The sequence below is a fragment of the Blastococcus sp. OS1-29 genome (assembly GCF_057628075.1).
On sequence record NZ_JBXXJK010000003.1, the window covers coordinates 134,517 to 155,596 of the forward strand.

Here is a 21,080-nt window from a genome sequence, read left to right on the forward strand (position 1 = left end):
TGCGCAACACCCCTGAAGCGGGGGATCAGGCGCGCAGGTCGAAGCCGAGGTCGAGCACCGGCGCGCTGTGGGTGAGCGCGCCGACCGCGAGGTAGTCGACGCCCGTTCCGGCGACCTCGCGCGCCCGGTCGAGCGAGAGTCCACCGCTGGCTTCCAGGCGCACCCCCGCGGGCCGGGCGAGGGACACCGCCGTCACCGTGTCGTCCAGGGAGAAGTTGTCCAGCAGGACGAGCTGCACCCCGGCCGCGATGGCCTCGCGCACCTGGTCGAGGGTGTCGCACTCGACCTCGAGCGGGATCTCCGGCGCGTGCCGGCGCACCGCGTCCACGGCTGCGTGGATGCCGCCGGCCGCCGCGACGTGGTTGTCCTTGACCAGCGCGGCGTCGCCCAGGGCCATCCGGTGGTTCACGCCCCCGCCGCAGCGCACCGCGTACTTCTCCAGCGTCCGCAGGCCCGGCGTGGTCTTCCGGGTGTCGCGGATCGCGGCACCCGTGCCGGCCACCGCGTCGACCCAGAGCCGGGTGAGCGTGGCGACCCCCGACAGGCGGCCGATCAGATTGAGGGCCGTCCGCTCGGCCGTGAGCAGCGCTCGGGTCGGCCCGGCCACGGTGAGCACCGCCCGGCCGGGTTCGGTCGCGGTGCCGTCGTCGGCCAGCAGCTCGATCTCGACGGCCGTCCCGCCGACCAGGTCGAACACCGCGGCCGCCACGGCCACGCCGGCCAGCACGCCGGGCGTGCGGGGGACGACGTCGCCGGTCGCGCGCGCGTCTTCCGCCACCGTGGCGATCGTCGTGACGTCCGGCCCGAGAGCGAGATCCTCTGCCAGCGCCAGGCCGACGACGCGCTCGACCTCGACCGGATCGAGCGAGGCCTTCCCCAGCGCGGCCGCGATCTCGGTGCGCATCCCGGTCACGCCGTCACCAGCGTGCGCACCGGCTCGGTCCGGGTGTGCAGCCGGCCGGCCGCGTCCAGCCGGTGGACGAGCCGGACCTCCCACTCGGCCCGGGTCTCCGGGAAGTCGCTGCGTCGATGGCAGCCGCGGCTCTCGGTGCGGGCGGCCGCCGCGGCGGCCAGCAGGGTGGCCGCGGTGTGCAGGGACGTCGCCTCGAGGGTGGCGAGGTCCGCTGCCGGGCCGGCCACGCGGCGGACGTCGGCGAGCTCATGAACGAGCCGGGCGAGTCCGGCGCCGTCGCGGAGGACCCCGGCGTGGTGGCTCATCGCGGCGGTGATGACGGTCCGCGCCGACGTGTCGACCGTGGAGCCGGTGCCGGTGGCGACGGGTTCGGCGCGCCGCGGCAGCTCGGCGGCGAGCAGCGCGGCGCACCGCCGGGCGGCGACCAGCCCCTCGGTGATCGAGTTCGACGCCAGTCGGTTGGCGCCCTGGACGCCGGTGCAGGCCACCTCGCCGACGGCGAAGAGCCCGGGCAGCGTCGTCCGCCCGTCGAGGTCGGCCACCACTCCGCCGCACGAGTAGTGGGCGGCGGGGACGACCGGCACCGGCTCGCGGGTCAGGTCGTACCCGGCGTCGGAGCAGGCGCGCACGATGCCGGGGAAGCGGCCGCGCAGGAACTCCGCCCCCAGGGCCGTCGCGTCGAGGAACACGCAGTCGTCGCCGGTGGCCCGCAGGTGCGCCGCGAGGGTGGCGGACACGACGTCGCGCGGGGCGAGGTCGGCGAGCGGGTGGGCGCCGGCCATCAGCCGTCGTCCGTGCCCGTCGACCAGCACCGCGCCCTCCCCGCGCACTGCCTCGGAGATCAGCGCCTGCTGCCCGACGGCGTCCCGTCCGGTCCACAGGACCGTCGGATGGAACTGCACCAGCTCGACGTCGGCGACCTCGGCCCCCGCGCGCAGCGCCATCGCGAGCCCGTCGCCGGTGGCCCCCGCCGGATTGGACGTCGCCGCGAACACCTGGCCGTAGCCGCCGGTGGCGAGCACCGTGGCGCGTGCGCGCAGGTCGGCGGCGTCGACGAGCGAGCCGTCGTCCGCGACGCGGGCGGTCCGGAGGCCGACGACCCGGCCGTCGGCGGCCCGCAGCGCGTCGAGCGCGACGGTGTGCTCCAGCACCTCGATCCCGCGGGCGCGCAGGGCCGCGGCCAGGGTGCGCGTGACCTCCGCACCGCTGGCGTCGCCGCCGGCGTGCACGATCCGGTCGCGGCTGTGCCCGCCTTCGCGGGTCAGTGCCGGGACGCCGCGGACGTCGAGGTCGAGCCGGGCGCCCAGCTCCTGCAGCAGCCCGACCGCGACCGGCGCCTCGTCGACCAGGGTGCGCACGGACGGCTCGTCGCAGAGGCCGGCGCCGGCGACCAGGGTGTCCTGCACGTGCAGCTCGGCGTCGTCGTCCGGTCCGAGGACGGCGGCCAACCCGCCCTGTGCCCAGGCCGTGCTGCCCTCGCCGAGCGTGCCCTTGGTGACGACGGTGACCCGCCGGCCGGCGTCCGCGAGCGTGACCGCGGCCATCAGCCCGGCAGCCCCGGTGCCGACCACGACGACGTCGGTCACGTCATTCACCGACCGGCGAGGGCGTGCCGATGGCCACCATCGCCTCGACGGCGGCACGCGCGCGGGCGGCGACCGCCGGGTCGACGGTGACCTCGTCGCGGCCCTCCCGCAGCGCGCGCAGCAGCTTCTCGGGAGTCGACATCTTCATGTAGGGGCAGGCGGCCCGGGAGTTCACCGGCTGGAAGTCGGTGACCGGGTTGGCCTGCCGCAGCTGATGCAGCATGCCGATCTCGGTCGCGACCAGCACGCGCTTCGCCGTCGTCCGCCGGGCCTCGTCGAGCATCCCGCCGGTGGAGAGGATGTGCACGCGTTCGGTGGGCAGCTGTCCGTCGGACACCATCCAGAGCGCGCTCGTGGCGCAGCCGCACTCGGGGTGCACGAGCAGCTCGGCGTCCGGGGCGGCCTCGACACTGGCGCGAAGGTCGGTGGGGGAGATGCCCGCGTGCACGTGGCACTCGCCCATCCAGATCCGCATGTTGGTGCGTCCGGTGACGCGCTGGACGTGCGCGCCGAGGAACTGGTCGGGGAGGAAGAGCACCTCGCGGTCGGCCGGGATCGACTCGACGACCTCGACGGCGTTGGACGAGGTGCAGCAGACGTCGGTCTCGGCCTTCACCTCGGCCGAGGTGTTGACGTAGGAGACGACGACGGCGCCGGGGTGCTCGGCCTTCCAGGCGCGCAGCTGGTCGGCGGTGATCGTGTCGGCGAGAGAGCAGCCGGCGTTCGCGTCCGGCACCAGCACCGTCTTCTCGGGCGCGAGGATCTTCGCCGTCTCCGCCATGAAGTGGACACCGGCGAACACGATCGTCGAGGCGTCACTCGCGGCGGCGAGGCGGGAGAGGGCGAGCGAGTCACCCACGTGGTCGGCGACGTCCTGGATCTCCGGCGCCTGGTAGTTGTGCGCGAGGACGACGGCGTCCTTCTCGGCAGCGAGCGCGCGGACCTCGGCCCGCCACGACTCCCACTGCTCCGACGACCAGCTCGTGGTGGGTGCAGACAGCGTTGCGGTCACCGGGACCTCCGGAGGAGTGGGGTTTCTTCCTGTGAGGCGAAAACCTCGGTACAGACTCTAACATCCCTTCTGTGACTTCCGTGTGGTCCTCCCCGGATCGGCCCGCCTATCCGCACCACGCGCTGGCGGCGGTGCTCCAGGTCCGGACGGCGCGCCTGCACGTGATGCTGTGGCGGCGGGCCAACGACCCGTTCGCCGGCGCCTGGGCGCTGCCCGGTGGCCCGCTGCGGGACGACGAGACGCTGGGCGCATCGGTCGCCCGCCAACTCGCGTCGAAGGTCGAGGTGGCGCACCTGGCCCACCTCGAGCAGTTGGAGACCCGCAGCGATCCGGCGCGGGACCCGCGGGGGAGGACCGTGGCGACCGCCTACCTGGGGCTGATCCCGGCCAATCTCGACCCGGTCCTCCCGGACGACACCGCGTGGCAGCCGGTCGACGCCCTGCCGGCGACCGCCTTCGACCACGGCTCGATGGTCGGGTCCGCGCTGGCACGGCTGCGGGCGAAGCTGTCGTACACGAACATCGGCTTCGCCCTGGCGCCGCCGACCTTCACCATCGCGGAGCTGCGGGAGATCTACGTGGCCGCGCTCGGTTACGACGTCACGGCCACCAACCTGCAGCGGGTGCTGCTGCGCCGGGGCGTCCTGGAGCCGACGGGGGAGCTCACCGCGCCCGGGCGTGCGGGCGGCCGGCCGGCGACCCTCTACCGGTTCGCGGCGCCGTCGTTGCGGGTCACCGACCCGTTCGCCGTGCTGCGGCCGCCGTCGGCCCGTCCGGCCTGAGGTCCCCACTTCTTGCGGTTGCCTTGCGGATTCCTGGCGGGCGGCCTGCGGATCGGGGCGCAGCGTGGGGGCGTCGCCAGGCAGAACGGCTGCCCGGCACAAGCTCGGGGAGCACCACCGTGACCACCATCGACACCACGACGACGACGCGTCGTCGCACCGGACTGAAGATCGTCGGCGCGCTCAGCGTCGTCGGCGCCGCCGTCGCGGTTGCCGGTCTCGGCACGTTCGGGCAGTTCACCGACAGCACCAGCCCGGTCGGCACGAAGGTCGACAGCGGCGTCGTCTCCATCGACGTCAGCTCGCCGGTCGGGGCGGCCGTGCCCTTCTCCGGCGGGATGATGCTCGCCGGCGACTCGCGCAGCGCCCTGGTCGACCTGGTCAACGACGGGACGACGCCGTTGGCCGCGGTCACGCTGACCTCTGCGGCGACGTCCTCCAGCGTGCTCGACCAGGACAAGGTGAACGGCCTGCAGCTGACCGTGGAGTCCTGTTCGGTGGCCTGGACCACCGGTGCCGCAGTACCCACCTGCTCCGGCACGGTGCGCAGCTACTTCACTTCTCCGATCCTCGTCAGCAGCGCGCCGCTGGCCGCCAGCGCCGCTCTCGCCGCGGGTGCGACCGACCACCTGAAGCTGACCGCCGCGCTGCCGTCCAGCGCGACCGCCGGCGTCTTCCAGGGCGCGTCGAGCGACCTGACCTTCGTGTTCACCGGTTCCCAGCGCACGGGCGGCCCGCGCTGACCGCGGTCAGCTGACCGCAGACGGCGGCCCCTCCGATCGATGCGATCGGAGGGGCCGCCGTCGTCATGTCGCTACGGGCAGAGCGGCAGATCCTCGAGCAGCTTGAGGTGGGTGATCGGGTCGAGGGTGGTGCAGGTCTGCCCAGGGATGAGCGCCGGCGGCGGGGGAACCGGCGCGGGAGCGGGGGCCGGGACGGGCACCGGGAGCGGCGCCGGGGCCGGCACCGGAACCGGCAGGGGCGCCGGAGCCGCGGGCGCAGCCGGGGCGGGACCGTTGTTCGGCTGGGGCGCCGGGTTGCCGGGCGCAGGGGCCGGCGCCGGGGGCTGGCCGGGAGGTGGCGTCGTCCCCGTGTCGTTGGTGCCGTTCGTGGCCGGCGGCGTGCCGGCCGAGTTGTCGGCGGCGGGGGCGCCGCCGGACGTCGGCTGCTGGCCGCCGTCGGCGCTGGCACCGGTCGTGGGCCCGTTGGCGGGGGTCATGTCGCGTGCGCCCATGGGCGGTGCCGGGTTGGCCGGCCCGTTGGCGTACCGCGCGGTGCCGAAGGCCCCGGGAGCCGGGACGGGTGCGGTCGTGTTGCCGACGAGCGGGATGTCGGCCACCGGGATGCCGCTGGCGTAGGCGCGGGCGAGGGCGAGCACCTCGTTCACGTAGCTGTCGGAGTGGTTGTAGGCCATGACGGCCTTGCGCTGGCCGGCGTCGGTGCGCAGATTGCCGCCGGCGACGCACAGGTAGTGGGCCGCGGCGAGGGCGGCGTCGTTGATGTTGAACGGGTCGGCCGAGCCGGACCCGTCGGCGTCGGCGCCGTAGGCCCGCCAGGTGGAGGGGATGAACTGCATCGGCCCCACGGCCCGGTCGTAAGTGCTGTCGCCGTCGAACGACCCGCCGTCGGTGTCACGGATGAACGCGAACGAGACCCCGTTGAGCGGCGGACCCATGATCTTCGGCGTCGAGGTGCCGTCGGGGTTGAGCGTGGCGCCACCGAAGCGGCCGTGGTTGGACTCGACGCGGCCGATCCCGGCGAGCAGCGACCAGTCGATGCCGCAGTCGGGCGAGGAGTTGGTCATCCGGGTCGCCGCGACGCGGTAGGCGTTGAGCGCGACGTTGGGGATGCCGTTGGCGGCGAGGCCGCTGATGACCGTGGGGGCGATGGGCGCGGCGTCACCCCCCTGCGCGGGTGCGGTGGGCAGCACGATCGCGCCGGTCGGGGCGCCCGAGGAGAGGAAGGAGATGGTGGCGGCCGCGCCGAGCGGGGACGTGTCCTGGGAGGTGTCGGCCGCCTCGGCGACGTCGCCGTGCAGGTGCTGGGGCGACGGCGGGGGGACGACGAGGACGCCCAGCGCGGCGACGGCGGCCAGCACCGGCCAGCGGTGGCGACGCTTGAACCGGGACGCGCTCCGATCCGTGGGGGCGGCGTGCCGGCCGCCTGGCTGTTGCGCCGGGGGAGTGCCGTCCGGGGGGCCGTCCTGCTGCTGGGGATGATCGATCAGAACCATCGAGAGCCGCACTCCTCGGACTGGTAGTTATGTGTTACCCCCGCTACCGGTCAGCCGCGTCTACCCGTCGGTAAGGCGCACGAACCTCACCTGTTCAAACGATCCCGATCCGAAATGGTCACGCGGCCTTCGGCTCGTCGGTTGCGGGGACCCCAGCCGCTCGATTCCGTGGCCGTCCCTCCGGACCCCCGACACGCAGCAGCCCGGACCGACGGATCGTCGGTCCGGGCTGTGCGGATGTCTCGGGACATCACACGGCGCGCCCGGCAGGGATCGAACCTGCGACCAAGTGCTTAGAAGGCACCTGCTCTATCCACTGAGCTACGGGCGCTCGACGCCCGATCATCGCATCCGGCCGGCCGCCGGAATCCCAGCTGCACCCCTGCGGGGGAACGCGCCGGGTCAGTCGGCCGGCCCCACGCCGAGGGAAACGGTGGCCGAGTGCGCCGCGCCGTCGGGGGTCGTCCAGGTGACGGTCACCCGGTCGCCGGGCTCGTGGCCGGCGAGCGCGGTGCTCAGGTCGTCGGCGGAGGCGATCCCGGCACCGTCGACCGACGTGATGACGTCGCCTGCCGCCAGCCCCGCGGTCTCGGCCGCCGTGCCGGAGAGGACGCCGGCCACGGTCGCCCCGGTGGGGCCGTCCGTCATCGACACCCCGAGGAAGGCCGGGGTGCCCTGATGGATCCTGGCGTTGTCGGCACCGGACTCGATCTGGTGGGCGATCGCCTGTGCCGTGTCGATCGGGATCGCGTACGCGTCGGCGGGGCCGCCGGACGACGCTGCCGTGTCCATCCCGATGATCGCCCCGTCGGCGCCGTACAGCGGGCCGCCGGAGTCGCCGGCCTGGATCGCCGCATCGATCTCGATCAGCCCGCTGAGCTGTTCGCTGGTGCCGCCGGTCTCGTCGGAGGCGGTGATCGACTGGTCCAGTGCAGTCACCGTGCCCGCCGCGGCGGTGAGCGTGCCGGTTCCGCCGGCGTTCCCGACCCCGGTCACCGACTCGCCGACCGTCGCGTCGGTGGCGGAGACCCTCGCCGTCTGCAGTCCGGAGGCGTGCGACAGCTGGAGCACCGCGACGTCGTCGGTCGGGTCGGTGCCGACGACGGTCGCCGTGTACGTCGCGCCCGTGCGCGAGATCGTCACGCGGATGCTGGTGGCGCCCTGGACCACGTGGTTGTTGGTGAGGATCTCGCCGTCCGGCGTCAGCACCATCCCGGTGCCGGCGGCCTCGGCGCTCTGGTACCGGAGCACGGTGGTGATCTCCACGATCCCGACCTGCTGGGCGGCGGTGGCCGTCGTGGACGTGCCACCGAGGGTCCCGCCGGGGGTGCCCGGTCGGTAGCCGGGCACGAAGGAGGCCGGCGCGGATCCGCCCTGCGCCGGCGAGGCGTGGCCGACGACGGTCGTCGGCGTCGCCGCCGCCTGGACGCCGAGCACTGCCGCGGCTCCGATGCCGAGGGAGCCCAGGACTCCTCCCACCATCCGGCCGGTCCGGCGGGGCTGCGGGACGACGGCCGGCGTCATCTCTGTCTCGGTCACGGCTACCAGCAAAGGCGCCCTTCGAGAGAGGCGGCTGGGCTTCCACCCGGAGTTCGCTGTGAACGCTCGGGACCGCACTGTCCACAGGGCGCGAGACCGTCCACAGATTGCTCCGGAGCATCCATCGGGACGGCCGTGGACGCGAGGGTCGTCGACAACCGGCAGCGAGCCGGCCGCGCCGCACGGCGCCCCAGATCCGAGGAGCACCATGAACGACACCCTGGTCACCGTCGTCGGCAACGTCGTCGAATCCCCGCGACGAGTCAGCCTCAAGAACGGCGCGGTGACGAACTTCCGCATGGCGTCCACGTCGCGGCGGTTCGACCCGGCCCGGCAGGAGTTCGTCGACGGCGGCACCTTCTGGGTCGACATCGAGTGCTGGAACAACCTGAGCAGCAACGTCTCGGCCAGCGTGAGCAAGGGCGACCCGGTGATCGTGCGGGGTGCGCTGCGCACCGACAGCTGGGAGACCGAGAACGGCCGGCGGAGCACTCCCCGGATCAGGGCGTTCACGGTCGGCCCCGACCTCGCGCGCGGTACGTCCGTCTTCAAGCGTGCTCAGCCGGCCCGCCCGACGGCCGCCGGCCAGGACTCCGCCGTGGATGAGCCGCAGCCGACAGCCGAGGACGAGCAGATGGCCCGCGAACTCGCCGAGGAGCTGGCCGACGGCTCCACCAGCGAGGACTACGGCACGGGGTCCGAACCGTTGTACGTGCTGGACTCCGAGAACTCCTCCCCGGAACCGGCGCGCGTCTAGTTGCCCGCGGCTGGGAGGATCGGAGGTGAGAACGCACGGGGTGGGGCCGCGACCGGCGGCCCCGCCCCCGCTCGCAAGACGACGGAAGGCTTCGAAGCCCAGTGGCTCAGTACATCTACACGATGGTCCGCGCGCGCAAGGCGCACGGTGACAAGGTGATCCTCGACAACGTCACCCTGTCGTTCCTGCCCGGCGCCAAGATCGGCGTCGTCGGCCCCAACGGCGCCGGAAAGTCGACCGTGCTCCAGATCATGGCCGGCATGCAGCAGCCCTCCAACGGTGAGGCGACGCTCGCGCCGGAGGCGACGGTCGGCATCCTGCTGCAGGAGCCGCCGCTGAACGAGAAGCTCGACGTGCGCGGCAACGTCGAGGAGGCGGTCAAGCCGCTGCGCGACGCGCTGACCCGCTTCGAGGAGGTCAGTGCGGCGATGGGGGAGCCCGACGCCGACTTCGACGCGCTGCTGGCCGAGCAGGGCGAGCTCATGGAGGTCATCGAGCAGCACGACGGCTGGGAGCTCGACGCCCGCATCGAGCAGGCCATGGACGCGCTGCGCTGCCCGCCCGGCGACGCCGACGTCACCGTCCTCTCCGGTGGTGAGCGCCGCCGCGTGGCGCTGTGCAAGCTGCTGCTCGAGGCGCCGGACCTGCTGCTGCTCGACGAGCCCACCAACCACCTCGACGCCGAGAGCGTCGCGTGGCTGGAGCAGCACCTGGAGAAGTACGCCGGCACCGTCGTCGCGGTCACCCACGACCGGTACTTCCTGGACAACGTCGCGCAGTGGATCCTCGAGCTCGACCGGGGCCGCGCCTACCCCTACGAGGGCAACTACTCCACCTACCTCGAGACCAAGGCCGCCCGCCTGCAGGTCGAGGGTGCGAAGGACGCCAAGCGCGCCAAGCGGCTCAAGGAGGAGCTGGAGTGGGTCCGCTCGGGCGCCAAGGCGCGGCAGGCGAAGAGCAAGGCCCGTCTCGCCCGCTACGAGGAGATGGCCGCCGAAGCCGACAAGTTCCGCAAGCTCGACTTCGAGGAGATCCAGATCCCGCCGGGCCCGCGGCTGGGCAGCGTCGTCGTCGAGACGAAGAACCTGACCAAGGGCTTCGGTGACCGCGTGCTGATCGACGACCTGTCGTTCACCCTGCCGCGCAACGGCATCGTCGGTGTCGTCGGCCCCAACGGCGCCGGCAAGACCACGCTGTTCAAGATGCTGGTCGGCGAGGAGAAGCCCGACGAGGGCGAGATCAAGGTCGGCGAGACCGTGAAGCTCTCCTACGTCGAGCAGAACCGCAGCGGCATCGACCCCAAGAAGACGCTGTGGGATGTCGTCTCCGACGGGCTCGACCACATCAAGGTCGGTAACGTCGAGATGCCCTCGCGGGCGTATGTCGCGGCGTTCGGGTTCAAGGGCCCGGATCAGCAGAAGCCGGCCGGCGTGCTGTCCGGTGGTGAGCGGAATCGTCTCAACCTCGCCTTGACGTTGAAGCAGGGCGGCAACCTGCTGCTGCTCGACGAGCCGACCAACGACCTCGACGTCGAGACGCTGACCAGCCTGGAGAGCGCGCTGCTGGAGTTTCCCGGCTGCGCGGTCGTCGTGAGCCACGACCGGTGGTTCCTCGACCGGGTCGCGACGCACATCCTCGCCTACGAGGGCGACTCGAAGTGGTTCTGGTTCGAGGGCAACTTCGCCGACTACGAGAAGAACAAGGTCGAGCGGCTGGGTCAGGAGGCCACCCGGCCGCACCGGGCGACCTACCGCAAGCTTTCGCGGGACTGACCGGGCGACCGGGGATGCGCTGGAGGTCACAGCGCATCCCCGGCGGCCGTACGGCAGGGTGTCGGCCGTGAGGCACACCGTGCAGGTCCCCATGCGCTGGTCGGACATGGACGCCTACCAGCACATCAACAACGTCGCGTTCCTCGGCTACTTCGAGATGGCGCGCGTCAGCCTGTTCTTCGAGCACCCCACGCACGACGAGAAGACCGGCATGCGCCGTGGCCTCGTCGTCCACTCGCACGAGATCACCTACAAGCGGCCGGTGCTGTACGACGCCCAGCCCCTGGAGATCCAGATCTGGGTGTCGACCATCCGAGCCGCGTCATTCCTCTGCCACTACGAGGCCTTCGACCAGGGGCAGCTCGCCGCCACCGGCCAGACCATGCTGGTGCCCTTCGACTTCGCCCTGAACCGGCCCCGCCGCATCACGCCGGAGGAGAAGGAGTTCCTGCTCCGCTGGACCGACGAGCCGGCCGCCTGACGAGAGCCTTCCGACGAGGGGACTTCGGGACCTTCCGCCGTGGTCCCGGCCGGCCCGCCGCGCCAGGCTCGTCCCATGACATCCAGCTCACTGCCCGGCCCACCGTTCCTCGACAGGGACTCGGGCCAGGAGCCGCTCACCCCTCCGCCGGCGGCTCCCGTCCGGCCGCCCCTGCGCCGCAGCACCACCGACAAGATGGTCGCCGGCGTGTGCGGCGGCCTGGCCGAGCACACCGGCATCGACAGCCTCGTGTGGCGGGCCGGGTTCGTCGGGATCACCCTCGCCGGCGGGGCCGGCGTCCTGGTGTACCTGCTCCTGTGGGTGCTCATGCCGCCCGCTCCGCGGGCCGAGGACCAGCAGCCCGGGCGGCTCGACGCGCTCGACCGCCTCGCGAAGCAGGCCCACGAGAAGGTCTATTCGACCGGGTGGCTGCCGCCGCGCGGCTAGCTAGACGACGCGGGGCACCGGCCGGTCGGCACCGGTCGGGGCGCCCCGCCGTGCGGCTTCCTCCTCGGACACCGGACGGACGACGGCTCCCTCGGGGACGGTGCCGCCGGCGAACACCGCCGCGTTGATCCCGCCGCGGTGCACCATCGCCTTGACCAGCCGCACCCCGGTGAGCCTCTCCAGGTGCGTGCACGGAGGGCAGCGCTTCATGCCGAAGAGCAGGACGTCTCCCACAGTGAACCAGCGCCCGACCAGCGCCGGCAGGTCGATGCCGGTCGTCACGAGGTTGCGGCGGGTGTCGCCGGGAGCCAGCTCCGAACCGGTGTCGGCCGCCACCGCCGCGACGTCCTCGCGGTCGATGAGCGTCACCTGCTTCTCCAGGTCGGGATACCGCGCCCACGTGCCTCCGCCGAGGGCATAGCGGTCACCGCTCAGTCCCAGGCCGGCCACCGCCTCGACCGCAGCCACCCGCCGCATCGGCCGGGCCGCCGCTCCGGCCAGCCAGATCTCGACCACCCGGCCCTCAGGCTGCACGGGGACCTCCCCGGTGCACCGGCACGTCGTCGGCCCCGCGCGCGTCCAGCGCCTCGCTCACGGTGTGCGCCAACTGCAGCACCTGCACGAGCAGCGGCACCACCGTGGTCGCCAGCCCGCGCAGGCCCCGCACCGATCCGCCCCGGGCCGCCTGGGCCTCGCGGATCCGGTCGGCGCGCTCGCTGATCAGCGGGATGAAGCGCAGCGCCATCGCGATCACCAGCCCGATCCGCGCGGGCCGCACGCCGACCCATCGCAGCGGCCCGCAGACCCGCTCCACGAACGCGACCATCTCGGTCACCCGGGTCGTCGCGGTGACCACCGCGGCCGCCAGCACCAGGGTCAGCAGCCGGAGCGCGGTCAGCGCGCCGGTGAGCACGTCGGTGACCACCGCGTGCAGCACGAACAGCGCGACCAGCCACCACAGGACGGCGCGGGCCTGACGCACGAGCACGGCAGCCGGCAGCCGCGCAGCGACCAGAGCCACGGCCACCACGGTGGCCAGCGCGCCGGTCACCACGGGCAGCGTCGGGACGGCGAAGACCAGCACGCTCAGCCCCGCGAGGACGAGGAGCTTCAGCCCGGCGGGCGCCCGGTGCACGACGCCGGCCCGCGGCACGTAGAGGGCGAGGGTCACCGGTGCACCATCAGCGAGCGGTAGGCGGCGATCGACGACTCCGGCGTCCCGTCCTCGACCACCCGCCCGCCGTCCACGACCAGGACCCGGTCGAACCCGTCGAGCAGGTCGAGATCGTGGGTGACGACGACGACCTGCTGCTCCAGCTCCTCGATCACCCGCGCGACCCGGCCGGTGTTGACCAGGTCGAGCAGCGTGGTCGGCTCGTCGAACACGATCCGGGCCGGCCGCATCACCAGCACGCCGGCGATGGCCAGCAGCTGCTTCTGCCCGCCCGACAGCAGGTGGGCGGGGTGGTCCGCGTGCCCGGCCAGCCCGTAGCGGGCCAGCACCTCGGCCACCCGCTCGGCCCGCTCCGCCGGCGGCACGCCCTGGTTCTCCAGCCCGTACGCGACGTCCTCGGCCACCGTCGGGTGCACGATCTGGGCGTCCGGGTCCTGGAAGACGAAGCCGACCCGGCGCCGCACGTCGCGCACGGAGGTGCGGGTGTCCAGGCCGTCCACGCGCACGACGCCCGAGGTCGGCAGGACCAGGCCGTTGAGCAGCCGCGCGAGAGTGCTCTTGCCCGACCCGTTCGCGCCGATGATGCCGATCCGCCGCTCGGTCAGCCGCAGATCGACGTCGGAGAGGACGACCCGCTCGCCGTAGACGTGACCGACGTCCCGCAGCTCGACACCGAGCGAGGCGTCGATCTCCGGGGCGGGCGCCTCGCGCCGCAGCCTCACCGGACGGCGACCGCCCGGCGCGGGCGCTCGATCACCGGGTAGCTCCGGCGCACCTGGACGGCGATGACCGCCGCGAGCACCGCCTTGACCAGGTCGCCGGGGATGAACACGGCGGCGCCGAACCACATCGCATCGCCCCAGGGCAGACCGGTGACCAGCTTCAGCACCGGCACACCGATCGCGTAGACGACCACGATGCCCCCGACGACGTTCGCCGCGATGCCCCGGACCAGGCCGTAGCGCGCCCAGAACCGCTCGGTCAGCAGCCCGACGACGAACGCCGCGAACGGCCAGCTGATCAGGTACCCGGCGGTCGCCCCGGCGAAGACGGCCAGACCCCCGCCGCCGCCGGGCAGGACCGGCAGACCGATCGCGACGAGGCCCAGGAACAGCAGCTGCGACAGGAACCCGCGGCGGGCGCCGAGCACGGAGCCCGCGAGCATGACGCCGAGTGTCTGCGCCGTGATCGGGACCGGGCCGATCTGGACGGCCGGTACCAGGCCGAGGACCGCGGTGATCGCGGCGAAGAGCGCGATGTGGGCGAGGTCGCGGGTCTTCATGTCGGCGGAAGCTACCCGAAGCTCCGGGGTGGCCCTCGTCACGCCCGGGTGGTCAGGCCCGCAGCCACACCGCGGCATCGGCGGGGAGGGTGCCGCCGGTCGTCTCCTCGCTCGCCAAGAGCAGCTCACCCTCCGGCAGCGGGATCGGCGCGTCCGAGAGGTTGACCAGGCAGACCAGCCCGCCGGGGCGGCGGAACGCGAGGCAGCCGTCGGGTGCCGGTAGCCACTCGAGGGCCTCGCCGGTGACCGCGGGGGACGACGAGCGCAGCGCCAGGGCCGTTCGGTACAGCGACTGTATCGACGAAGGATCACCCGCCTGCGCCTCCGCGGTCAGGTCGGCCCAGCCCTCCGGCATCGGCAGCCAGGTGTCCGGCCGCGTGGAGAACCCGTAGGACGGCGCGCTGCCCGACCACGGCACCGGCACGCGGCAGGCGTCCCGGCCGCGCTCGGTGCGGCCCGAGCGCTCCCAGATCGGGTCCTGCAGCGCCCAGTCGGGCAGGTCGACATCGGGCAGGCCGAGCTCGTCGCCGTTGTAGAGATAGGCCGCGCCCGGGAGGGCGAGCTGCAGCAGCGCCGCGGCCCGGGCCCGGCGCAGCCCGATAGGTCCGCCGCCGTAGCGGGTCACGTGCCGGGGGCGGTCGTGGTTGGACAGCACCCAGCAGGCCGGGGCCGGCGAGTCGGCGACCGCGGCCAGGGAGTCGACGACGGCGTCCCGGAGGTCGTCGACGGCCCAGTCGGCGGTGAGCAGCTTGAAGTTGAAGGCCAGCTGGAGCTCGTCGTCCCGCAGGTAGGCGGCGAGCCGGACGTCGTCGCTCACCCAGACCTCGCCGACCGCCATGCGGCCCGGGTACTGGTCCAGCACCGCGCGGATCCGCCGGTGCACCGCGTGCACGCCGTCCTGGTCGAACCGGAGGTCGTCGGCGCCGAGGTCGTCGAGCAGGCCGACGTCCTCGCGCAGCACCATATCCGGCAGGCCCTCGGGCTTGGCCATGCCGTGGGCCACGTCGATGCGGAAGCCGTCCACCCCGCGGTCCAGCCAGAACCGCATGGTCTCCTCGAGGTCAGCGACCACCTCGGGGTTGTCGAAGTTCAGGTCGGGCTGCTCGGGCGCGAAGATGTGCAGGTACCACTGCCCGTCGGGCACCCGCGTCCACGCCGGTCCGCCGAAGATCGACGGCCAGTTGTTGGGCGGCTCGCTGCCGTCGGCGCCGAGGCCGTCGCGGAAGACGTACCGGGCCCGCTCGGGCGAGCCCGGCGCGGCGACCAGCGCCGCCTGGAACCACTCGTGGTCGTGCGAGCTGTGGTTCGGGACGAGGTCGATGGTCACCCGCAGCCCCAGCGCGTGCGCCTCGGCGAGCATCGCGTCGAACTCTGCGAGGTCGCCGAACACCGGCTCGACGTCGCGCGGGTCGGCGACGTCGTAGCCGTGGTCGGCCATCGGCGACGGGTAGAACGGCGTGATCCAGAGGGCGTCCACGCCGAGATCGGCCAGGTAGGGCAGCCGGCTGCGGATGCCGGCCAGATCACCGACGCCGTCACCGTTGCCGTCGGCGAAGCTGCGGATGTAGATCTGGTAGAAGACGGCGTCCCGCCACCACGACAGGGCTGTGTCGCCCGTCATCTGTTCTGCATGCTCATGGCGGCCATCTCCAGGTATCCCCAGAGCGCGGCGTCGTGCTCGGGGGAGAGCTCGAGGGAGTCGACCGCCGCGCGCATGTGCCGCAGCCACGCGTCGCGTTCGGCGGTGCCGATGGCGAAGGGGGCGTGCCGCATGCGCAGCCGGGGGTGGCCGCGCTGCTGGGAGTAGGTCGTCGGGCCGCCCCAGTACTGCTCGAGGAAGGTGCGCAGCCGGGTCTCGGCGCCGTCCCAGTCGTCCTGGGGGTAGAGCGGGACGAGGACGGGATCGGTGCGGACGCCGGCGTAGAAGTGGGCGACCAGCGCGGAGAAGACCGGGGCGCCGCCGACCTCGTCGTAGAAGGTGCGCGCCGAGGGCAGGGACCGGCTCGACTCGCTCATGCCGTCGATGGTCCCTCAGCGGCGGTACCGGCGGCCATGTGACCCTGCGTACGCCGGAAGGCGACCAGCGCGGGCGCCACCAGCACCAGCCCGAGCCCGCCGGACACGGCGATGACGCCGCCGGCCGACAGCCCCTCCGCGCCGAGACCCGCTGCGAAGGCCCCGAGGGCCTGCACGCCGTACAACCCGCTCACCGCCACCCCGAACGCCCGGCCGCGGTACGCCGAGGGCACGGCCTGCACGAAACTCACGTTCAGCGGGATCAGCCACGACGTGCCCAGCCCCGATACGAACATCAGGACGAGGACGACGGCGAACGCGACCTCGCCGGGGCGGGCCAGGACGGCGACCAGTCCCGCCGCGAGGACCGGCGCCAGGGAGAGGACGACGAGCGGCGCGATCAGGCCCTCGCGACGCGCCGGCGCCACGAGCCGGGCGATCACCAGGCCGCCGATGGTCACCCCGAGGGGATGCGCGGCGAGCAGGAGGCCGATGGCCGTGGCGCGGTGCCCCAGCTGCTCGACCAGCGGGGCGGCGACGCCCTCGGCCGCCGTCGTGAACATGGTTGCGACCCACAGGACACCCATGATCGCGAGCAGCCTCGGTGAGCGGGCGATGAGCCGGAGACCGTCGCCGGTGTCCCGCCACAGCGAGCGCGGGCCGTCGCCGGACTCCGACGTCGGCGCCGGGCGGCGCTCCAGCCCCCGGGCGAGCCAGACGGCGGACAGGGCGAAGGTCAGGCCGTCGATCAGCAGTGCGGCCGAGGGGCTCAGTGCGACGACCAGCGCCCCCGCCGCGAGGAAACCGACCACCTGCGCCAGCTGCAGCGTGATGTTGGTCAGCGAGTTGGCGACCGCGTACCGGTCGCCTTCGAGCACGTCGGCGATCAGCGCCGAACGCGCCGACTCGAACGGCGGCGCGCAGAGCGAGACCAGGAACAGCAGCGCGAGCAGGACCGGCAGGGGCGTGCCCGGGATCGCCATCAGCCCGAGCAGGCCCGCGCGCGCGACGTCCGTGGCGATGAGCACCCGGTGCCGGGGGAACCGGTCGGCCACCGCGGACAGCAGCGGCCCGCCGAGCAGCCAGGGCAGGTGGCCGATGACGAAGGTGAGGGAGGACAGCAGCGGGGACGACGTCCGCTGGTAGACGAGCACGGTGAGCGCGACACGGGCCAGCTCGTCCCCGGCGGTCGACAGCAGGAACGTGCCGAACAGCGGCCGGAACTCGCGTACGGAGAGCACGTCGCGGAACGTCGCCGGCCGCCCCGCGACGTCGGCAGACGCCGTCCCCTCGGGCGCGGACGCGCTCACCGCCGCCCTCCGGCGACGCTGACCACGACCAGTGATCGATTCATTACCGGAAATACTCCCAGGTGCGCGGCCCCCTGTCAGGCAAGGCGCGGCCAGGCATCCTACGGACGAGCGAGACGGGTGTGTTCCGCAAGAAAGGCCAGCTGGTCAGCGGCCAGGCCGACGGTGCGGCTCACCGCCCTCGCCCCGTGCCCGACGGACGTCTCGCGGCGCAGCACGACCGGAGCGCCGGACGTCGTCGCGTGCTGCAGCGCCGCGGCCAGCTTGCGGCCGTGCAGCGGGTCCACGCGGGTGTCGGACTCGAACGTCGTGAAGAGCACCGCCGGGTACGCCGTCCCCTCGCGGACCGCGTGGTACGGCGAGTAGCCGAGCAGCCAGCCCAGCTCCGTCGGGTCCTCGGCGGTGCCGTACTCGTCGTTCCAGGTGCGGCCGAGGCCGAACTGCTCGTACCGCACCATGTCCAGCAGCGGGGCGCTGCAGACGACGGCCGCCGCCAGGTCGGGGCGCTGCGTGAGGCTCGCGCCGACCAGCAGGCCGCCGTTGGAGCCGCCGAAGATGCCGAGCTGCTCGTGCGTCGTCCAGCCCTGCGCCACCAGGTGCTCCCCGGCCGCGGCGAAGTCGTCGAAGACGTTCTGCTTGCGCTCGCGCATACCGGCCCGGTGCCACTCCTCGCCGTGCTCGGACCCGCCGCGCAGGTTGGCGACCGCCCAGACGCCGCCCGCGGCCACCCAGGCTAGGGCCTGCGCGGTGTAGGCGGGGGTGAGGGAGACGTTGAAGCCGCCGTAGCCGTAGAGGACGGTCGGGCGGGGGCTGTCGGGGCGCCCCGAGGCGGACAGCACGAACAGGTGCACCGGGGTCCCGTCCTTCGACGTCGCGTGCGTCTCGACGACGGTCAGCGCCGGCACCTCGCCCGCGACGGCCGCTTGCTCCCACTCGGTGAGCGCGGTCGGCGTGCCGGAGTCCCAGCGCAGCACCGACGGCGGGGTCGCGTAGTCGGTGTAGCCCACCCAGGCCGCCGTCCCGCCGTCCGGCGACGACATGACGCCGGAGACGCTCCCGGTGACGAGCCCCTCGACGTCCGCGAGCCGGCCGGACCCGTCGGCGGCCCACACCGACAGCCGGTCGGTGGCGTCGACCGCGTGCACCGCGAGCACCTGCAGGCCGCCGTCCGGACCGTCGACGAGCGTGACGTCGGACAGGACGGCGTCCGGCTGCTGGGGGATCACGTCCCGCCAGGCGTCCGGCGACCACGTCGCGGGGTCGGCCGGGTCAGCGACCGCCAGCCGCCAGCGGGGAGTGTCGCGGTCGGACATCAGCCAGAGGCGGCCGTCGCGGGCCACCCACGCGGCGGTCTGCGCGTCGACGCCGAGCTGGAACTCGCGCAGCGCGCCGTCCCCGTCGAGGTCGGCGATCCAGACGTCGTCGCGCGGCGCGGTGCCCGCGGAGCCGGAGACCACCAGCCAGCGGCCGTCGCGGCTGGTGTGCACGCCGAAGTACATGGTGGGGTCGCTGCCCTCGCCGTGCACCAGCGCGTCCTCGGCGGCGGGCGCCCCGACGCGGTGCCGCCAGACCCGGCGGTGGAACTGCTCCTCGCCGGCCGGCACCTGGTCGGGGGCGAGCCGGCGGACGTAGAACAGCTCCTCGCCGCCGGGCAGCCAGGCGACGGGGGAGTAGCGGCAGCGGTCGATCGGCCCGTCGACCACCTCGCCGGTGGCGACGTCGAGCACGTAGAGGCTGGACTCCTCGTCACCGCCGGTGGAGAGCTGGTAGGCCAGCCGGTCGCCCTCCCAGGAGGCGGACCAGGCGTCGAGGGTCGTGGTTCCCGCGGGGTCCAGGGCCACCGGGTCGACCAGCACCCGCTGCGAACCGTCGGCCTCGCGCACGCGGAGCACCGCGTGCTCCTGGCCCGGGTCGCGACGGGTGGAGAACGCCCGCGCGCCCCGCCAGACCGGCACGCCGACCGCCCCGGCGTGCACGAGCTGGTCCAGCCGGGCGGCGAACTCCGCGCGCATCGTCAACCCGTCCAGCACCTCGGCGGTGAGGGCGTCCTGCTCCTCCGTCCAGGCCCGGGTGCGGGGATCGGCGGTGTCCTCGAGCCAGCGGTAGGGGTCGGCCACGGGCTGTCCCTGCAGGTCCTCGACGAGGTCGAGCCGCTCGGCGTCGGGGTAGCGCATTGCTCCGACGGTAGTTCGCCGCGGGCCCTCCCAGGATTCCGAGTGCCGCTTTCGGCCATTCTCGGGTCAGAATGGGGCTGCCCGCGGGTCTCGGAGCCACCGGCGGTCCCGGGCGACCGGAGGTGATCCGTGCCGCGAGCAGCGTCCGGGTCGACGACGGCGGGTCATCCAGGTCCGCGTCGCGACCCACACCATCATCCGGCGCTCCTGTCCGTGCCCTCGCCGGGGACCACGAGCGCCACCCTGCTGTTGAACGCGACCTACGAGCCGTTGTGCGTGGTCTCCAGCCGCCGCGCCATCGTGCTGGTGCTGGCCGAGAAGGCCGAGCCGGTCGACTCGGCGGAGGAGGTCGTCCACGCCGCGCTCATCAGCCTGCCGGTGCCGGTCGTCGTCCGGCTGACCCGGTACGTGCGGGTGCCGTTCCCGACGTCGGTGCCGCTGTCGCGCCGTGCGGTGTTCACGCGCGACGGGCAGACCTGCGTCTACTGCGGGCAGTCGGCGACGAGCATCGACCACGTCGTCCCACGCAGCCGGGGTGGCACGCACACCTGGGACAACGTCGTCGCGGCGTGCCGGCGGTGCAACCACACCAAGGCCGACCGGTCGCTGGCGGAGATGGGCTGGGCGCTGCCGCACCCGCCACGCACGCCCAGCGGCGCCGCGTGGCGCCTGCTGGGCACCCGCACCGTCGATCCGCGCTGGCGTGAGTGGCTGGGCGTGCCCGAGAGCGTGAGCGCTTGACGTCGCCGGCCACGGCTCGCCGGCTGTGGGCGCTCGGCGAGCCGCTGCACGCGGTGATCTACTTCGCCGGCGAGGTGGGGGAGGCGGGGGAGAAGGTCGGCCTGCGGGGGTTCTGGCAGACCTACTTCGCGCTGCGCGCCGCCCCGCTCGGCCCGGTCGGGCCCGAGGTGGTGACGGCGACCTTCTACAACTTCGCCCCCGCATTCGTCGCCCGGCGGGTACCCGCGGTCTGGGATGCGGTCACGCCGTCCGACGCGCTCGGCGCCCGGCTGGACGGGGTCGACCGGGCGCTGCGGCGGGTGCTCGGCGAGGCGGTCGACTCCCGCGAGGTGGTCGAGGCCGCGGACCTCCTGGTCGCCGCCGCCGCTGCCGTCGACCTCCCCGGGCGGCCGCTGGCCGCCGCGAACTGCGGGGTGCCGATGCCGGAGGAGGCGCACCTGCGGTTGTGGCAGGCGCTCACGACGTTGCGGGAGCACCGCGGTGACGGGCACGTCGCCGCGCTCGTCCAGCGGGAGATCGACGGGATCGGGGCGCACGTGCTGGCGGCGGCCGCCGGGCGGAGCACCCGGGAGTGGCTGCAGAAGGCGCGGGGCTGGGACGACGCTGCCTGGGACGGCGCGGTCGCCGAGCTCACCGCGCGGGGCCGGCTGGCCGGTGACGAGCTGACCGCCGACGGACTGGCGACGGTGGCCGCCGTGGAGGCCGACACCGATCGGCTGGCGCTCGGGCCGTGGCGCGCGCTGGGGGCGGTGGACTGCGACCGGCTGGCCGACCTCATGACACCACTGCGCCGGGCGGTGGTCGCCGCAGGCGAGTGGCCGGTGGGCAACCCGATCGGCGTCCCCGAGCCGTAGCCAGCGA

The 21,080-nt window shown here is 73.7% G+C and carries 21 protein-coding genes and 1 tRNA gene; 8 read left to right on the plus strand and 14 right to left on the minus strand.

What is annotated here, in order from left to right:
- Positions 1-25: 25 nt before the first annotated feature.
- From nadC to nadA, 3 genes are read right to left on the minus strand one after another with little or no spacing between them, the layout of a single operon-like run.
- Positions 26-904 carry a carboxylating nicotinate-nucleotide diphosphorylase gene (nadC, locus tag AC2H4J_RS08790; RefSeq protein WP_487464890.1) on the minus strand — a complete coding sequence of 293 codons (879 nt, stop codon included), beginning with the start codon at positions 902-904 and terminating at the stop codon, positions 26-28.
- Positions 905-909: 5 nt separating this feature from the next.
- Positions 910-2,499 (minus strand): L-aspartate oxidase, encoded by a 1,590-nt coding sequence (locus tag AC2H4J_RS08795; protein ID WP_487464487.1) that lies wholly within the window; start codon positions 2,497-2,499, stop codon positions 910-912.
- 1 nt (position 2,500) lies between these two features.
- Positions 2,501-3,511 carry a quinolinate synthase NadA gene (nadA, locus tag AC2H4J_RS08800; RefSeq protein WP_487464488.1) on the minus strand — a complete coding sequence of 337 codons (1,011 nt, stop codon included), beginning with the start codon at positions 3,509-3,511 and terminating at the stop codon, positions 2,501-2,503.
- Between the two features lie 71 nt (positions 3,512-3,582).
- On the opposite strand from nadA, the gene AC2H4J_RS08805 reads away from it, so the two are divergent.
- Positions 3,583-4,293, plus strand: coding sequence for an NUDIX hydrolase (locus AC2H4J_RS08805; protein ID WP_487464489.1), 711 nt, complete (start codon positions 3,583-3,585; stop codon positions 4,291-4,293).
- A 119-nt stretch (positions 4,294-4,412) separates the two neighbouring features.
- Positions 4,413-5,036, plus strand: a complete 624-nt coding sequence (locus tag AC2H4J_RS08810) for a hypothetical protein (RefSeq protein ID WP_487464490.1) — start codon at positions 4,413-4,415, stop codon at positions 5,034-5,036.
- A gap of 71 nt (positions 5,037-5,107) precedes the next feature.
- On the opposite strand, the gene AC2H4J_RS08815 is transcribed toward AC2H4J_RS08810, so the two are convergent.
- The 3 genes from AC2H4J_RS08815 to AC2H4J_RS08825 form a co-directional block, all read right to left on the minus strand.
- Entirely contained in the window at positions 5,108-6,526 is a 1,419-nt protein-coding gene (locus tag AC2H4J_RS08815) for a lytic transglycosylase domain-containing protein (RefSeq protein WP_487464491.1), read from the minus strand.
- A 258-nt stretch (positions 6,527-6,784) separates the two neighbouring features.
- A tRNA-Arg gene (locus AC2H4J_RS08820) sits at positions 6,785-6,857 on the minus strand.
- Between the two features lie 71 nt (positions 6,858-6,928).
- The gene (locus AC2H4J_RS08825) at positions 6,929-8,065 is read right to left on the minus strand and encodes a S1C family serine protease (protein ID WP_487464492.1); all 1,137 of its coding nucleotides are present in this window, start codon (positions 8,063-8,065) and stop codon (positions 6,929-6,931) included.
- A 208-nt stretch (positions 8,066-8,273) separates the two neighbouring features.
- Here AC2H4J_RS08825 and AC2H4J_RS08830 point away from each other — a divergent pair, with 208 nt between their 5' ends.
- The 4 genes from AC2H4J_RS08830 (at position 8,274) to AC2H4J_RS08845 (ending at position 11,522) form a co-directional block, all read left to right on the plus strand.
- Positions 8,274-8,822: a single-stranded DNA-binding protein gene (locus tag AC2H4J_RS08830; protein WP_487464493.1), complete on the plus strand. Its 549-nt coding sequence runs from the start codon at positions 8,274-8,276 to the stop codon at positions 8,820-8,822.
- A gap of 101 nt (positions 8,823-8,923) precedes the next feature.
- Positions 8,924-10,594 (plus strand): energy-dependent translational throttle protein EttA, encoded by a 1,671-nt coding sequence (gene ettA / locus AC2H4J_RS08835; protein WP_487464494.1) that lies wholly within the window; start codon positions 8,924-8,926, stop codon positions 10,592-10,594.
- A gap of 67 nt (positions 10,595-10,661) precedes the next feature.
- Complete coding sequence (locus AC2H4J_RS08840) at positions 10,662-11,075, plus strand: acyl-CoA thioesterase (RefSeq protein ID WP_487464495.1); 414 nt, start codon at positions 10,662-10,664, stop codon at positions 11,073-11,075.
- Positions 11,076-11,150: 75 nt separating this feature from the next.
- On the plus strand, positions 11,151-11,522 hold the full coding sequence (locus AC2H4J_RS08845; protein ID WP_487464496.1) for a PspC domain-containing protein: 372 nt from the start codon (positions 11,151-11,153) through the stop codon (positions 11,520-11,522).
- On the opposite strand, the gene AC2H4J_RS08850 is transcribed toward AC2H4J_RS08845, so the two are convergent.
- The 8 genes from AC2H4J_RS08850 to AC2H4J_RS08885 form a co-directional block, all read right to left on the minus strand.
- Entirely contained in the window at positions 11,523-12,056 is a 534-nt protein-coding gene (locus tag AC2H4J_RS08850) for an MOSC domain-containing protein (RefSeq protein WP_487464497.1), read from the minus strand.
- A complete protein-coding gene (locus tag AC2H4J_RS08855; RefSeq protein ID WP_487464498.1) occupies positions 12,046-12,693 on the minus strand; it encodes an energy-coupling factor transporter transmembrane component T family protein in 648 nt (215 codons plus the stop codon). Before AC2H4J_RS08855 ends, AC2H4J_RS08850 begins: the two co-directional genes overlap by 11 nt.
- On the minus strand, positions 12,690-13,418 hold the full coding sequence (locus AC2H4J_RS08860; protein WP_487464499.1) for an energy-coupling factor ABC transporter ATP-binding protein: 729 nt from the start codon (positions 13,416-13,418) through the stop codon (positions 12,690-12,692). The genes AC2H4J_RS08855 and AC2H4J_RS08860 overlap by 4 nt, the downstream gene beginning before the upstream one ends.
- Positions 13,415-13,978: a biotin transporter BioY gene (locus AC2H4J_RS08865; protein ID WP_487464500.1), complete on the minus strand. Its 564-nt coding sequence runs from the start codon at positions 13,976-13,978 to the stop codon at positions 13,415-13,417. The genes AC2H4J_RS08860 and AC2H4J_RS08865 overlap by 4 nt, the downstream gene beginning before the upstream one ends.
- A gap of 52 nt (positions 13,979-14,030) precedes the next feature.
- Positions 14,031-15,599 (minus strand): glycoside hydrolase family 13 protein, encoded by a 1,569-nt coding sequence (locus tag AC2H4J_RS08870; protein WP_487464501.1) that lies wholly within the window; start codon positions 15,597-15,599, stop codon positions 14,031-14,033.
- Positions 15,596-15,994, minus strand: coding sequence for a globin (locus AC2H4J_RS08875; RefSeq protein WP_487464502.1), 399 nt, complete (start codon positions 15,992-15,994; stop codon positions 15,596-15,598). The genes AC2H4J_RS08870 and AC2H4J_RS08875 overlap by 4 nt, the downstream gene beginning before the upstream one ends.
- A complete protein-coding gene (locus AC2H4J_RS08880; RefSeq protein ID WP_487464503.1) occupies positions 15,991-17,304 on the minus strand; it encodes an MFS transporter in 1,314 nt (437 codons plus the stop codon). The genes AC2H4J_RS08875 and AC2H4J_RS08880 overlap by 4 nt, the downstream gene beginning before the upstream one ends.
- A gap of 101 nt (positions 17,305-17,405) precedes the next feature.
- On the minus strand, positions 17,406-19,478 hold the full coding sequence (locus AC2H4J_RS08885; RefSeq protein WP_487464504.1) for a prolyl oligopeptidase family serine peptidase: 2,073 nt from the start codon (positions 19,476-19,478) through the stop codon (positions 17,406-17,408).
- 213 nt (positions 19,479-19,691) lie between these two features.
- On the opposite strand from AC2H4J_RS08885, the gene AC2H4J_RS08890 reads away from it, so the two are divergent.
- Positions 19,692-20,219, plus strand: a complete 528-nt coding sequence (locus tag AC2H4J_RS08890; protein WP_487464505.1) for an HNH endonuclease — start codon at positions 19,692-19,694, stop codon at positions 20,217-20,219.
- A complete protein-coding gene (locus AC2H4J_RS08895; protein WP_487464506.1) occupies positions 20,216-21,073 on the plus strand; it encodes an SCO6745 family protein in 858 nt (285 codons plus the stop codon). The genes AC2H4J_RS08890 and AC2H4J_RS08895 overlap by 4 nt, the downstream gene beginning before the upstream one ends.
- Positions 21,074-21,080: the final 7 nt, after the last annotated feature.

Bases quoted from the DNA above. Each gene is read 5' to 3' on its own strand.
- AC2H4J_RS08865 (WP_487464500.1), bottom strand. From the start codon at position 13,978: ATGAAGACCCGCGACCTCGCCCACATCGCGCTCTTCGCCGCGATCACC.
- AC2H4J_RS08870 (WP_487464501.1), bottom strand. From the start codon at position 15,599: ATGACGGGCGACACAGCCCTGTCGTGGTGGCGGGACGCCGTCTTCTAC.
- AC2H4J_RS08845 (WP_487464496.1), top strand. From the start codon at position 11,151: ATGACATCCAGCTCACTGCCCGGCCCACCGTTCCTCGACAGGGACTCG.
- AC2H4J_RS08830 (WP_487464493.1), top strand. From the start codon at position 8,274: ATGAACGACACCCTGGTCACCGTCGTCGGCAACGTCGTCGAATCCCCG.
- AC2H4J_RS08875 (WP_487464502.1), bottom strand. From the start codon at position 15,994: ATGAGCGAGTCGAGCCGGTCCCTGCCCTCGGCGCGCACCTTCTACGAC.
- AC2H4J_RS08885 (WP_487464504.1), bottom strand. From the start codon at position 19,478: ATGCGCTACCCCGACGCCGAGCGGCTCGACCTCGTCGAGGACCTGCAG.
- AC2H4J_RS08815 (WP_487464491.1), bottom strand. From the start codon at position 6,526: ATGGTTCTGATCGATCATCCCCAGCAGCAGGACGGCCCCCCGGACGGC.
- nadC (WP_487464890.1), bottom strand. From the start codon at position 904: ATGCGCACCGAGATCGCGGCCGCGCTGGGGAAGGCCTCGCTCGATCCG.